Below are 14,593 nucleotides of genomic sequence, written 5' to 3' on the forward strand. Positions count from 1 at the left end.
ATTAATCTATTGCAATTACAAATTAAACTACAAACTCGTTCTACCACAATATCTATGCTTGTGTGGTGTTTGACCATCAACAGAAGTAACCCCACTGAATTCATGGTAGTGACCTTCACCAGGGAGAAAAATCGCAGGCCCAGTAACACCTTTAATAACATGTTTATGTTCAGCATCAAAACTTGTAAAGGTACAATAGCGATGAGTATGCTTTACTCCACTTGGTGCGGGTTCTGTTGTTCCTGCATATCGATGATCATGACCTACATCAAATGAAGTAACACCTTTAAATTCATGAGTATGAACAGGTTGGCCATCCCATGTTGTTATATAGAGATTATGCGAATGGTGAGGATCAGCATCATCTGAAGGATATAAGTATCCAGTAACAGGTACACTAGTCATTTATTTATTCACCCTTTCATTTTTACTAATATACTTATGATTAAAATCTGAAAAGGGGTGGGTTCTTGTACGTTAATAAATATCTTCTTCCCATAAGAGAACGAATGTGCACTAATCTGCTGTTAACTAAACAATATTTCTTCCACAACCTGAATATTAAATAAAAAAAGACGCATTTCTTATTTAGGAAATGCATCTTTGAAGAACAAGTAAAGTGGTTACTGCCAAACTTAAGTCCACATACATAAAAAGCCAACCAACTGTTAATTTATATAGAATCCATTGGAAGTCTGTAATGTATAGCTTTTTAACAACCGTTTCCCATCATTAGGGGTTATGTACTTTTTTATTAACTGAACTGAACTTTAAATAATATGTTGTTTTGATTTATTGAATTAGGTAAGACCCCGTTGCCTTCATATATTCCAATCTTACCATGCTTAAATGCTTTAATTTCCGCAACAAAACAAAGTATTCGTCTCTTTTCTCTTTTACTGATTGATTTAGCCATCCCACATAACTCCTTTTGATTTTCACACAAATCGATAGATGAATCGTTTTCAGTAACTGGCTGGCATTGTAGAAAAACTTTAGCCCCTGTAGTTTTGCGTCATCATTTTTCAATGACTTTGCCATTTAAACGATTTATGCGGATTAATTACACTATATATCATATTCTTTAAAATTGTATAAGCTAATAGAATAGTTTTTCTCAATAGGCTGGCGAATGTACATAGTACAATAATATTTGTATTCATCTCAAACTGCGAGTAATTTTGTATTAAAATGAAGCTAATTATCTGAAGAACTCTCATCGCTTAAAAATAGCTTCTAACTAGAGAATGATTTCTATTTAGTGAAGTAGAAAGATACACAAGTACTTCGTTAGTGATTGTTGTGACCAACTTTGGAAGGGAGGCTATTTAGCTGAGTTAGGAAGAGATATCTACCAGACTCGTGTAGCACAAAAAAAGAACTACTCCAAAAAAGCGTATCACCCGATCCCGGGTGGTACGCTTTTACTATGGTGAATACAAACATCTTCTACGTAAACGGTCAAAGTTTGTACAGTACACCGATACTAGCTGAGTGAATCCAAGGATTTCCGAATAAATCCAATTAACGTTACTTTTTTCTGCTACCGGATCACCCAGATATCGTAGACCAGACATTCTTTCTACTCGTGTACTTGATGATAATAACTTGATCCAAGAACAGCATAAACACAAGGTGTCAGTGTCCTTTATCACATTATTTTAGACTTCATCCATATATAGGGCTATTAATTTATCAAGCTGTTTGGATTTTCTCAATACTAAAGGATGCCGCAACCCATGTTCATTGGCAAGTTCGTTTAATTTGCTACGTAAACTCTCGATCTGGTTCAATAAAGTTTCATTCATCATACCTGAAGAATAATGTGAATTCATACATATACACCTTCCTTTTCTCATTTTATTAAACTAGATTAAGAAAAGGACGTGCTTCGGTGGCGGATCGGGTGGTTCATTCGCCCTATTGCTAACAAATAGCTTCGCTTGATTGACTAGAAGGCTTTTACTAATCATGATTGGGATACTGTCGGGTAACATGACATCTGGGCTGGAATGGGAACCGGCCTTCTTTAAACCTTGTTTACTTTGATAAGGAAGGACGGTATAGGATGACATTGTTCCCACGGGCACCGGTATATTGTTAGGTTCAGGTTCTCTAAGGGTCTTAGATTTTCTAATTTTTACTTTGAGTTCGGATCCAGACCCTACTGAAGTCGTTGCTGTATTGTCTTGTTTAGGTTTACGGTTTTTTGGGACGATGGCAGAAGGGTCACAACATTGAGTAAATAAAGCTTCATCTAGTTCCTCATCCAGGCTTTTTCTTTGTGCTGGCTCTAAGTTTTCTTTAATCTCTATATTAAGTTCCGTCTCGTGTCCCAACCTCCCCGTTAACTCATCGGGTTTGATTGGCTTAATCCTTAAATTTAGAATATTATAAATTAATCCGATTGATGGCAAAATCGGTTCCACAGCCGTCAGGACTGATGTGGTTTCAAATAGGATTTCGTCCACTTTTTCTGTGACAGTAGCCATCTCATTTAAGATAGTGTTCGTTTCCTTATCTATTAGCGGAGAGTCACTTACCATTGCCTTAATATCTCGAGAAGTTTCAGATATGTCCTCGTCCACTTTCTTTATGACGGTTTCTATCTCGTTGGAGGTAATATTCGTTGTCTTATCTAATAGCGAAGATTTACTATCCACTGCTTCAATAGCTTCCGAAGTTTCCGATACATCTTCGTCCACTTCCTCAATAACCGTTTCAGTTGGGTTAATGATTATTGATTTTGTATTATCCAGTATAGAAATCTCAGTATCCCCGACATTGGTCAAGTCAGTTGACCGCTCTGTCAAAGATGGTAAATCTTCCGTAACGGATTTTAACATTCCAGCTTGTATCTGCCTATCGAAAAAAGAAAAGATGACCAGTACGAGCACAAACACCCACATAAATCTATGCGGAAAGTTCATTTGTTCACCTCCTTCCAAATAAGTTACTCTGGAAAAATATAACTGTATTACTATTGTAGAGGACTTTTTAATTCATATCACTAGGACCAACGGATGAACTTTATAAATATTAAAAGCAAAAAAAGTTTTTATCGGCTGAAATAGGGACTTTGTGGGGCTATTATGAAATTGGAACGTAATGACGCCTAAAATGGACATTATCTTCGTTCCAAATCTTCCTCATCCCCTCTACGATTAGTGTAAATTAAAAAATGTTAATAGTTTATACTAGCTCCCCTGCAATCAAATAAAAAGAGCATATCCATTTTGGTACCGGCCCCCGAAAGTTAGATTTTCTACTCTAACTTTCGGGGGTCGGTACCTTAACGAATAAGCTCTTTCTTTATATGAGTGGCCTCTTAAGCAGTGAATGGAGTCGTCGCTTTGTTTAAGCCCGTTATGAGTGGTTTCTCATAGCGGGCGGGACGTTCGTTAGCCATTGCTTCTATTTGGATTTATTAAGGTTTGGTTCTTACTTTTTCAGTGCTCCACAAAACGCGGGTTCTTCTTTTTAATTCCGAACAATTTCCCATTGCTGATTCGCACCACCATTTGACGCCCATTGGACGATGTTTCCTCCGTCAGATACAGATTTACCTTCTACATCAAGCGCCTTGCCACTGTTGCGGTTAATGAGTGAAAAATAACCGTCGCTGTTCGGTTTTATTTCCCACTGTTGCATTGAACCGCCATGGTGGCCCCATTGCACCACATTGGCACCGTTCGAGGTACCTCCGTTATAAACATCAAGTGCTTTACCACTGCTTTCATTAATGATTCCAAAAAAGCCACTACTATTTTCAATTAAATTCCACAGTTGGCAGCCACAATTTGTACTTGCCCACTGGTTAACATTTGCTCCATCTTCTGTGCTTGCATTTCCAACTTCTAACAGTTTCCCACTATTGCGGTTCTTAAATTGGAAACTGACATTTCCTGAAAAGAAATTGCTGTTTCTCTCATTAGTATTGTTGCTACCTCCTTCAATACTAACAAGTGTTCCTGTTGTCTCTATCATGTTATCCCTTATAGAATTATTGGAAGATGAACCAGTGACTCGTACTCCTGTATTACTAAAGTTAGAATGTGTTTGCATATAATTATAATAGATATCGTTATGACTCCCAGGTGCTAAACGTATGAGAGCTTCTGGATTTAAAGTTGGATCCATTTGCTGAATGAGATTCCCTGAAAACGTATTTTGGTCTGCTTGAACTAGAATGCCATGAATCCTTGAATCACGAACCGTATTATCAGTAATATCATTATTATTCGCCCCTGTTAAGACGAAAATTCCTCGAGGATAATTCTCAATAATGTTATTACTAACAGTGTTGTGTTCCCCGCCGTTCGGTATTCTAATTCCACCATATGAATCTTGTTGCTGCTGTTCATTAATAACCTGATTATGGGTCACTGTCGTATATGTTGCACGTGAGAGATTAATTCCACTTCCTCCTGTCGAATTTGTAATCACATTATTAGTAATCAAATTATTTCTAACATCACCAACAGCGTGATTTTCACTCCCAAAAGCAATGGCATGACCGCTTGTTAAGTCAAAACGACTATTGCGAATCTCTGAGTCCTTTAATCTTCTAAGCAACGCCCCAATTGTTGCATCACGCACTTCTACTCGATCTAACGTTAAATTTCTCACATCAGCATCAATATTGATCCCGCCAACTTGACCAAGCCCCTGTTGTGCTCGATTATTCCGATCCGCATCAAATGTTAAATCAGACACGGTTGCATTTAAATTATTTGAGTTATTGTGTAAAATTGGATTTCCAACGACATAGTTTGGGCTACTTCCAATTTTCTTTAATATCGTAACGCCCATTCCATCTCCAATTAAATTTACATTAGCGTGGAAACGAATGGCCTCATCAAAATAATAAGTCCCCGCTGGAAGATAGACCGTTCCCTCTTCCCCTCTATCATAGAAATAACGCATTGCAGCATGAAGATCCCCAGTTTGGGAGCTTTTCTCATTTGCTGTTACTCCAAAATCCCTAGCGTCGACAACTTCAGCTGCTTGCGTGGCCTGAACACTAAATCCAAACCCAATTGATAAAACAAGAGTGAGAATGATCCAATACCATACCTTCCGTTGTGTTCCATTTTTTCTATTCATCGTATACCTCCTCAGTTTTATTAAAGCTAACTTTCTTCTACCCTCCTTTTTTTCGCATTAAGAAAGCGCTGTAAAAACAAAAAGAAAAACACATGGTATTAATGTGTTTTTCTTAGGAGTTATATAATTCTGAATATTATTATAATAGTTAATAATTAATAAATATATAGCATAAACCAACAATAACTTATGAAAAGTAATAATTTCCCTTAAATGGAACTCATACACGAGAGAGAATAACTGGAATATGACATCAAACCTATATTTAATACGATTTTTGAACCCAGGGTGGATGATCGTCCTTTCAGTTAATCATTCTTAGCCAGCCTCTACAATGTATCAGCTGGCCAAAGGTTTTGTCTTCTTTAGAGCGAACCCCATCTCTAATAACAAACTTCTTAGAACACTTTCAAGTTATTAAAATATTTGTCCTTTTAGTGAAATACCCGAAAATGTAGCCGTGTTATAATTTACAATCTGACTTGTATCCTTTGCACCATCAACCGCAATTCCAATGTAAACCTGTTTGTTAAGAGTAAGCTCTTTACGACCAACTTCCTCCCAGATTTTGCCATCCTTAGATAAATAACCAATCACGGTATGCCCGTTCCTTACGATCTTTAACCAGACAGGTAAATCAATATCTCTAATTAGTGGTACCCCGATGTCTTCTGGTTGATCATGTTCTCCTGGGGCGATCATTTCTTCCCCTTCTGATTTACGTGCCGAAAAGTGTACAGCATAAGGTGCAATATTCCGACCTGCTTTTACAAGGGATGGGCTAACGATTGCTGTTGCTGCCTCTTCATTCAAACTGTCACGAATCATTACTCCTGACATCGTATTGTTGTCTATCTTTGTCAAACTGTCGACACGTGCAATTAGCTCGCCATCTCCTCTTAATTGTTGGTATACGAAATGAAACGAGTCTTCCTTTCCAGCTATTCTCCCAGCTCCTTTTACCGTAAGTTGCCCGTCTGACACAGCAAGATTTCCTTTTACAGCTACATCACCAATATCTTTTGATTTCCAATCCCCGGTCTGTTTCATATGATTAATATGGATTGGCGTCGATGTTGTTTGAGTAGCATTTCCTTGTTTATCATACGCTCTTGCTGAAATATACCACGTGCCCTCTGGTGCATCTTTCCACTGATAATTGAATGCTCCTTTGGTTGATTCACCTAATTTTTCGTCATTCTTGTAATATTCCACTTTTTCGATATTCTTTTTGTCAATGTTCACCTTCAAATTAACTGTGCTACCAGAAGTGTGAACACTATTGTATGTCGGTGCACTAAGTTCTACATCAGGATTCTCAGCTACATAGTCCATATCTACAAGTGAATTTATATAGAGTTCTAGATTTGAATAGCCTGACTCCGTAATTTCTTTTCCATCCTCTGAATTATGAGGGTTGAGAGCGTTCTCAATTTCCCACTCATCCGGAATACCATCCCTGTCTGAATCAAGCGGTGCTTCCTCTGCACGCAATTCGGGGTAGCCTCCTACTTCCTTTTCGTGATTAATCATGCGACCAGTATTATTTCTTACATCAGCCACAAGACGAGCATCTACAGCGTCGCGTCTAGGATAGGTAGCTCCTGTTTTGTTCAAAACTGCCTCATACGCTTCCTCTGCTGTTTTCAAATCAAGCTCTTCATGCCCTGAGACAGCAAATGGGATATCAGAAAAGACCGTCCCACTTTTAATTTCTTCAATACCTAACTGATTATTTGTACTTACCTCAGAATTATTGTGCATCACATTACCGTCAATATAGAACCAACTCGAATGCCCATCACGCCCTGGACTGACAATACGTTGGTTTACTGCATCTCTTGTTCCTGGCCCAGGCTTATAGTAATTGTTTATGATATTATTTTCTAGCTCTTCTCCACCATAGGTCGAATTAAATCCCCAATTATAGATTACATTGTTGACTATATCTGTTGCAGGAACTGGATCCGGTTTTGGCCCCCCATTCCCAAGGGCAGGCATACGACTAACGTGATGACTGATTAAATTATTTGCAAACGTTGCATTCCTTCCACCCCATATTCCTCCATAACCATGACGACCTTTAACATGTTCAGAAAACACTAGGCTTTCGGAAATTATGCTCCACTGAACGGTTGTATCTTCATTTCGATAAAACGACAACCCTTCATCGACACCCCAACTAGCAGATACATGATCAATGATTACATTTTTTACATCACGCCCTCCAAATGAATCAGGCTCTGTATGAGCACCTTCACTCCCAGCGCGAAAACGCATATAACGGATAATCATATTTTCAGATTCCGAGATATTTGTTTCATACCCGGCCAAAGCAATCCCATCCCCAGGTGCCGTTTGTCCAGCAATGGTTAGATTTTTCTGCTTAATACTTAGACGTTCTTTTAAATGAATCGTTCCAGATGTACGAAAAACAATTGTTCGATTTCCTTCACTCACAGCATGACGGAAGGAACCTGCTATAGGCTCTTCATCAGAAGCGTAATCCTCTAATGTCGTCACCTCATAAATCTCATATCCTCTTCCGCCACTCGCATACCGTCCACCACCTTCAGCACCAGGGAACGCGAACGTGGCTTCATTTGTAGTTACCTTCGCTTTTCCTTCAGTATTACTAAAACCAGGTGTAACTATTACCATCATACATGCAGTCACAATTGCACTCATACAAAGAAGTCGATTATTTTTCTTTTTCATCAGTATCTCTCCTTAATAATTTTTAACCTTTACTGCCTACTGAATTCTCGATTACATAAGAGGGCCTACTTAGGTGATATCCTCCCTTCTTGCTCTAACTTACTTCAATTGTAGCAGGGAAACTTTTACATATTTTACTCTCCTTTAGGTTGATAATTAACATTTTAATACTTCCTTCTCACTTTAGTGTTTAGAAAAGTTTCATTTACATCAAATGACAATCAATCCGATCATGCTTATTGTCAAAAGCTAAAGATTAACGTTTTACATCCACTAATTACCTTTGAAAAAGATACGGCAGATCGTCTATATGGGATTGAAATAACGGATAAATCTATTTTCAACGGTGTTCCGGTTCGGAAAGATACAAATAATAAGGGCACGATCTTTCACCTCCTTGCTTGCTTGCAACTGGTGCTAGGTTATTCAAATCAGCATTTAATTGTTTTAATTTCACTACAATTCAATAATTATTTCACTCCTGATTTTTTCCTTATTTCAACCTATTAAAGCTCTCACATTCAAAACGAAAAAACACACCCTAGCATTAATGTGTGTTTTTTCATGCAATCTTTTTCTACTAATGGCTGCAGAACAAGTTTCAATATGAAATAGTGTTCTAGTTGTTTATCGATCTCAATTTCAAACATAAACCGTTCATCAAAGCGAACCTTTTGAATTTCCATATAACTAATGACATGGCGCACTTCATCACTGACCATCACTTTGTCAGCAACATTAATACTAATTCGAAGTAGCTTTCCGAGATTGATCGTCATTTTACTTATGTCTCTGCTTCCATGTAACACAGCCATAGAATTGATTGACTCTAACGTGTTATATAAAAAATGTGGATTAATTTGATTTTGTAGCACTTTAAATTCTGCTTTTCTTTTTCGTTCCTGCTCAGTTTTAACTCGCTTTAATAAGGTTGATATTTCCTCAACCATTCGATTAAAACCCTTTGCTAAATGATTTAATTCCCGTATAGAAAACATTTTCATCCTCGTTGTTAATTGTCCATTTTCTACCATCTTCATATTAGATTGAAATTCTGTAATAAATCGGATAATTCGATTTAGAAATAATTGTTTAAAACAAACAACAAACCCTGTCACAAGAATGACTAAGAAAATCGTCACCTGACGGATAATTTCGTTTCATTCGTAATAAAGCTCCATGGCTTAATCGATATAAGAAAAAAAGTAAAGGATTTGTACTCGTTAAATGTGAAGGGAATGAATGAAATTAAACTTTTTTCTTTTTCCCAATCATCAATTAATGTACCTGATTGATTTAACAACATATCGTTTGGAAGCTTAATCTCCCCTTCATGGTTCACGATCATTTCCTTGGAATCTAGTTGCTTAAGGATCTTAAACGCTTCATCAAATCGCTCTAGCTTCACATCTAGAATAAGATAACCGATATCACGAAGGGTATTAATATCCTTAGTAACACGACCTTGTGAAAAATTGGATTCTCACTTTTAATAAACTTATCACTTTCAGCAGTCGATAGCCACACGGGCCGTCCTTCTTCCTCTACCATCATACTGTAAAACTCCGAATCTTGAAATTGTCCAAATGATGGTGTTACCGTTCTTTTAAAGCTGTATACTTGTCCGCTTCCACTATAAAGAATTAGATCATCAAGCTTAGATTGACCATATATTAGTCCTGCAATTAAACGTTTCTTAACAGGTGCAAAGACAGATTCAAGTATAAGGAGTATAAACCTTCCACTAGAAAAACGGTTGCTTTGCTAAAAAAACAAAACGCGTTAATTGCAAAAGAGAAGTTAAGCCATGGGCCTGATTATTTCGATAATGACCTTGTAATATGTACTAAAAAAGGAACTGCTGTAAACCCTGATAACTTTGTTAGATCATTTGAAAGGTTAATTGAATTTGCTAACGTTCCTAAAATTTGATTTCATGATCTTAGGCATACTCATGCTACGATGCTTCTTGCAAATGGAACGTCTGCAAAAGTTATTTCTGAAAGGCTAGGTCATAGTAACATTAAAACAACGCTAGATATCTATTCACATGTATTACCCAGTATGCAGGAAGAGGTCTCTAATAAGATAGATGCCCTACTATTCAAATCGAACTAAAATGGTCGGCACCATTTCGACACCATTTGTTTCTCAGATATCGTTTTGACTTCTATCTCTCAAAAGTAAAAAAGCTTGAAACCCTTTCGTTTCAAGGACTTCAAGCTTTTTAAAGAAATGACCCCTACTGGGTTCGAACCAGTGTCCTCCACCCTGTCAATGTCGAGGCACTTGTTTCCGTAAGGTGAAGGGTGTGCGTAAAGCCTATTGTAGTGCGGTTTTAAAAATGTGAAAAAACTCAAGTTCACTTTAAAAAACATAATTTACTTAAGTCTGGGATCAAATTAATATCACAGACTTTCTTTTTATTTTAAGAATACATGATATTTATGAAATTTAGCTTTAAAACTACACTTATCTTATTGAATACAATGTTATATTTACTTTCTCAATTTCAGATTCTTAAATCTTCCCTTCATACATGTTTTAGTAAGAAGGGAAGGATTAGTATTATAGAGTGGGATAATTCATAATATTACGATACCTTTATCAATAGGGATAGGTTATTACAGCCACTTTATTGAATAATATTGTTGTACTGCTCAGTAGTGAATTGGTTTTGATAATTATTCCTCTTTAGATAAGTATCCTTTAGTAAAAGCCATGTGTGATAATTACTTAAATTTATTTGTTTATCAGGTAGGTTAAGCAAGTATTCTAAACTAGAGTGACTGGCGTTAGTTTCAGTAAACGTCAAACCGCCCTCAAACATCTACTCACTTACGCCCCTGCAGGATTAAATCACGCTCCAGCATGAACCAACCAATTCCTATATTCAAAATGCTATAGCCGTTATCGTAACAGTCATCTGAAAAGAATCCTATCAAGATCACTTATATCAAGATGGCCTTGCCGAAGCCTATGCCCTCCTCCTCAAGAAAGGGACTCCATATTCAAACGACATTCAAAGGAATTATCATAGGAAACTATGATCGTAGTTACGGTCTTAACATTTGATATGTTATTGACTATGCATCGAGACGACCCTCTAATATCATTGCCATCACAAAAAGAGTGTCCTCCGATCAAGAAGCGCACTCTTCTCTATCCATCTAATAGATCATTGGGTTCAGTGATTAACATCGAAATTACTGAAGCCCATTCTTCTATGTGATACAACAAGCCTTTAATTTCCATGAGAGGAAACAAACTAACATCCACGTTCTCTCCAGTTCTAAGGCGAAGCCGTGCCTTTACACTTTTAATCGCCTATGAAAATCAGTTGTCCCCTAACCTTTTTCATTCTCTCTTAGCCTAGATAGCAGTAATTTTTTTACATGGTAGGTTCTTTAATTAAAGTGAGTGAGGTTCAACCCTCTCAGTTTTGCTTTGTGGCTTACCTGTTGAATGTCGCACAACGAGTTGTGGTTCATAAACAGTTGAAGATAGATCTCTGATAGATTTCTGATCCATGATGACTTCATAAATTCGTTTCGCTGCTTCTTCGCCGATTTTTGATTTTGGATGTGTGACAGAAGTTAGTTGAATTCCTGTACTTGCTACTAAGTACGAGTCATCATATCCTGTGACCGACATTTCCTCAGGGACATTTATTTGCAACTCTTTAAGCAAATTCAAAACTAAGACGGCAACTTTGTCATTATGACAGACTATGCCAGTAGGTACTTGATCAGATGTCATCATCGCTTGAACTTTGTTGCTAAGAAGTTCTTCTTCAAATGTTTTAAAGGTGATCAAAAGATCTGGGTCAATTGGAATAAGTGCTTCTCTATGCGCTTGAATAAAGCCTTTTAACCTTAACACCCCTTGCATATCATCTGTATTAAAGATTCCAGAAAGGTGATGGTGCCCAAGATCCAGTAAGTGCTTTGTGACGAGATATCCTCCTTTTTCATCATCCACAGCGAGGTGAGGAGGATTTAATTCTGTATAGTACGAATTGAGCATTATATAAGGAATTCCTTTTGACTCTAAGTGTAAGTAGTAGTCAATGTTGGGATTTTGAACGGCGCTTTTTGTCGGTTCGATAATAAGGCCATCGACATTACGTTCTAAAATTTGTTCAAGACAATCTCTTTCCTTTGTATGATCCCCACCCGTACTGACAACATATAAAATTATCCCACGTTCGGTAAAAAACGATTCAGCACCACGAATCATAGATGGGAAAATATAATCAGAAATATGAGTACTAATCATCGCAACGCTTTTTTGCTTTGCTTTTTCTTGCTCATTCGCGATGACAGAAGAGGTTACAATTTTTTGTGGATTACAGAACGTACCGACTCCGTGTTCTTTGTACAGCCAGCCTTCTTCCACTAGTGCACCGAGCGCTTGCCTGATCGTTTGTCGGCTCACTTCAAAATGTTCTACTAATTCATGTTCTGATTTAATTCTTTGATTCGGTTGAATATGGCCTTTTAATATCCAAGACTTAATTTCTTGTTTGACGATGTCGTATTTTTTTGCCATGTCCTTCACCTCTAATGCTACTTTGAGTAAATATATCGTTCATACAAACTAGATGTATGTAATTATATCTTTTTTCATTGAATTATGAAATATAGTAAACAAGGAATTTTGATTTGCAGAGATGGTTTGTTGTTAGGGGATGTAAAGGAAGAGAGGCCGACAACGCAAACCTCTCAGGTAAAAAGGGGGATCAGGAATGTTCCTCGATGATGTGCACTCCCCAAGGCGGCAATGTTAGTTCCGCGCCTGTTTCGATAGTGGAATGGGAGGTCAGTTCCTCTCCATTTGAGTGCGAATAGTGCATGGATTGACTTTCATCCGAATAATTAAAGTAAAAGTGAACCTTTTTCCCTTGTTCGTTCGTCCCATGCTTTGATATAACAGGGAATTGATTAATTTGATCGTCTCCCCATAAATTTGCTTCTTTCACGGCTTGTTCCAATACTTTTGAGATCACAGCACGACTTGGTATACAGCCGATGTATGTGGCCGTTCCTTTGCCGTAATAGTTTTTTGTGATTGCTGCGTATTCTCCCCAATGTGGGTGGTCGTAATATGCTAAAACTTCTGCCGTCGTAGGAGAAAGTAGTTCCATCCACGTGTGAACGTCATTTTGATCTTCACCGACTTCAAATGGGTCGCCTTTCAACGAAACATTCGATGGTTTAACGAACATGTTGTAGGAAATGCCGCAAGCACCGTCAATGAGCCCTGGTTGACTTGTCGTTCTTACTTTGACATGTTCATTAGTAAAACCACTTTTGAATGTGTAGACAATGTGACCGCCGTCTTTTACAAAAGTATTTAACTTGCCTAACAGTTCATCTGAAGCTACATAAAGCGCTGGTACAATCAGGAGCTCATATTGATCAAAGTTATCCGAACCTGGATGGACAAAGTCACATTCAACGTTCATTTTATACAGCTCGTCGTACAGGAAGCGAACGATATCGTTATACGAAATCTCAGCACCAAAATGAAACGGGAACCATTTCATTGCAGTTAACGATTCATTGCTTACAAGAAAGGCTACTTTATTGTTCTTCTTTAAATTAACAAGCTGAGGGGAGAGCTCCCTGAAATCATTCCCAATTTTTTTCGCTTCATTGTAAACAGGGTTAGGGGCAAAATCATGACTTAAAAGCCCTTTCCAGTATGTTTCAAATGAATTGTGAATCGAATGCCAATGCCAATAAGCAACCATGTTCGCACCTGATGCGACATGACTAAATGCTTGCAAGCGCAACTGTCCAGGATATGGTGTCCAGTGTGTGAACGCTTGTGCTTGTGTTTCGATAACGAAATAATTGTCTTGTTTCGTTGAACGAGCGACATCGCCGCAAAACGCAATTTCAATCCCGGTTAAGTCATCTTGTGACGGGTGATAAATATCGACGCCCGTAATATCAAATGGCTTTGATGATTCAAAATGATCAACATCTGGCTGAATGCCAAACGAGTAATTGCGCCATTCGAAATCAAAATTTTGTGTGACAAACTGGTGATCTTGTTTGTATTCATTCACGAGTGACGCTTGCCATGTGAGAAAGTCTTCGACAAGTGTTCGTTGAAACTTAGCAAACTCAGAACCTAAGCTGCCATTAATCGTTCCAACAACAGAAGGGAAGTCTTCCCAACTATTAATGCGATTGCTCCAATAGTCTAATCCGAACGCTTTATTGACTGCCTCTAATGACTCAAATTTATTACGCAAATATTTAACGAACAAAAGCTGAACATTCGGACCTGCCGTATTATAGTGTTTCGTCTCATTGTCAGTTTGATAGCCAATGACGGCTGGATGATCTTTCACGCGACTGATGAGCTTTTGAATAATCCGTTCAGCGTAAAATAAGTACGTCGGATTCGTAATATCCATAATTTGACGAGCACCGTATTTACCAGGGCCGTCTGGGGTAGTCGCTAACACATCTGGATGTTCTTTCACCATCCACGTCGGGACCGCATACGTAGGCGTCCCGACGATGACTTGAATCTTAGCCGCGTGCATTGCATCGAGTACGCGATCGACGGAGGAAAAATCAAAGACACCATTTTGCGGTTCATGATTGCTCCATGTTGACTCGGCAATGCGGACAACATTAATTCCCGCTTCCTTCATCATCTTGATGTCTTCGTCTAACCTTTCGTAAGGCATGTATTCATCGTAGTAAGCAACGCCGTATAATAATTTCTTCATTTTCAATTCTCCTTAGTC

10 protein-coding genes, 1 pseudogene and 1 riboswitch are annotated in these 14,593 nt (G+C 37.9%); of the genes and pseudogenes, 1 reads left to right on the forward strand and 10 read right to left on the reverse strand.

All coding sequences use genetic code 11. The features are described 5' to 3' along the window. Window positions 1-27: 27 nt before the first annotated feature. The 8 genes from CEF19_RS02925 to CEF19_RS02960 all read right to left on the reverse strand — a co-directional run bounded on the left by CEF19_RS02925 (window position 28) and on the right by CEF19_RS02960 (window position 9,166). A complete protein-coding gene (locus CEF19_RS02925; protein ID WP_100404697.1) occupies window positions 28-405 on the reverse strand; it encodes a YmaF family protein in 378 nt (125 codons plus the stop codon). Window positions 406-754: 349 nt separating this feature from the next. Continuing rightward, window positions 755-916, reverse strand: a complete 162-nt coding sequence (locus CEF19_RS23035) for a hypothetical protein (RefSeq protein ID WP_157800868.1) — start codon at window positions 914-916, stop codon at window positions 755-757. A gap of 48 nt (window positions 917-964) precedes the next feature. Then, window positions 965-1,049: riboswitch (cyclic di-GMP riboswitch) on the reverse strand. Window positions 1,050-1,661: 612 nt separating this feature from the next. Beyond that, the gene (locus tag CEF19_RS02930) at window positions 1,662-1,835 is read right to left on the reverse strand and encodes an aspartyl-phosphate phosphatase Spo0E family protein (RefSeq protein WP_227521900.1); all 174 of its coding nucleotides are present in this window, start codon (window positions 1,833-1,835) and stop codon (window positions 1,662-1,664) included. 33 nt (window positions 1,836-1,868) lie between these two features. Next, the gene (locus CEF19_RS02935; RefSeq protein ID WP_100404698.1) at window positions 1,869-2,930 is read right to left on the reverse strand and encodes a methyl-accepting chemotaxis protein; all 1,062 of its coding nucleotides are present in this window, start codon (window positions 2,928-2,930) and stop codon (window positions 1,869-1,871) included. Window positions 2,931-3,480: 550 nt separating this feature from the next. Then, entirely contained in the window at window positions 3,481-5,106 is a 1,626-nt protein-coding gene (locus tag CEF19_RS02940) for an RICIN domain-containing protein (RefSeq protein WP_100404699.1), read from the reverse strand. Between the two features lie 417 nt (window positions 5,107-5,523). Beyond that, window positions 5,524-7,824: an Ig-like domain-containing protein gene (locus CEF19_RS02945; protein ID WP_100404700.1), complete on the reverse strand. Its 2,301-nt coding sequence runs from the start codon at window positions 7,822-7,824 to the stop codon at window positions 5,524-5,526. A gap of 521 nt (window positions 7,825-8,345) precedes the next feature. Further along, window positions 8,346-8,966 carry a sensor histidine kinase gene (locus tag CEF19_RS02955; RefSeq protein WP_100404702.1) on the reverse strand — a complete coding sequence of 207 codons (621 nt, stop codon included), beginning with the start codon at window positions 8,964-8,966 and terminating at the stop codon, window positions 8,346-8,348. Next, window positions 8,963-9,166, reverse strand: coding sequence for a hypothetical protein (locus CEF19_RS02960; RefSeq protein ID WP_157800869.1), 204 nt, complete (start codon window positions 9,164-9,166; stop codon window positions 8,963-8,965). The genes CEF19_RS02955 and CEF19_RS02960 overlap by 4 nt, the downstream gene beginning before the upstream one ends. Window positions 9,167-9,511: 345 nt before the next feature. On the opposite strand from CEF19_RS02960, the pseudogene CEF19_RS24410 reads away from it, so the two are divergent. Continuing rightward, a pseudogene (locus CEF19_RS24410) lies at window positions 9,512-9,942 on the forward strand (tyrosine-type recombinase/integrase); the annotation flags it as partial. Between the two features lie 1,293 nt (window positions 9,943-11,235). On the opposite strand, the gene CEF19_RS02975 reads toward CEF19_RS24410, so the two are convergent. Together CEF19_RS02975 and CEF19_RS02980 are read right to left on the reverse strand one after the other, a co-directional pair. Continuing rightward, on the reverse strand, window positions 11,236-12,375 hold the full coding sequence (locus CEF19_RS02975; RefSeq protein ID WP_100404705.1) for a GntR family transcriptional regulator: 1,140 nt from the start codon (window positions 12,373-12,375) through the stop codon (window positions 11,236-11,238). Between the two features lie 190 nt (window positions 12,376-12,565). Then, window positions 12,566-14,575, reverse strand: a complete 2,010-nt coding sequence (locus tag CEF19_RS02980; protein ID WP_100404706.1) for a beta-galactosidase — start codon at window positions 14,573-14,575, stop codon at window positions 12,566-12,568. Window positions 14,576-14,593: the final 18 nt, after the last annotated feature.

Origin of the sequence: Bacillus solitudinis, from assembly GCF_002797395.1 — a bacterium.
Lineage (GTDB): Bacteria > Bacillota > Bacilli > Bacillales > Bacillaceae_D > Halalkalibacter_A > Halalkalibacter_A solitudinis.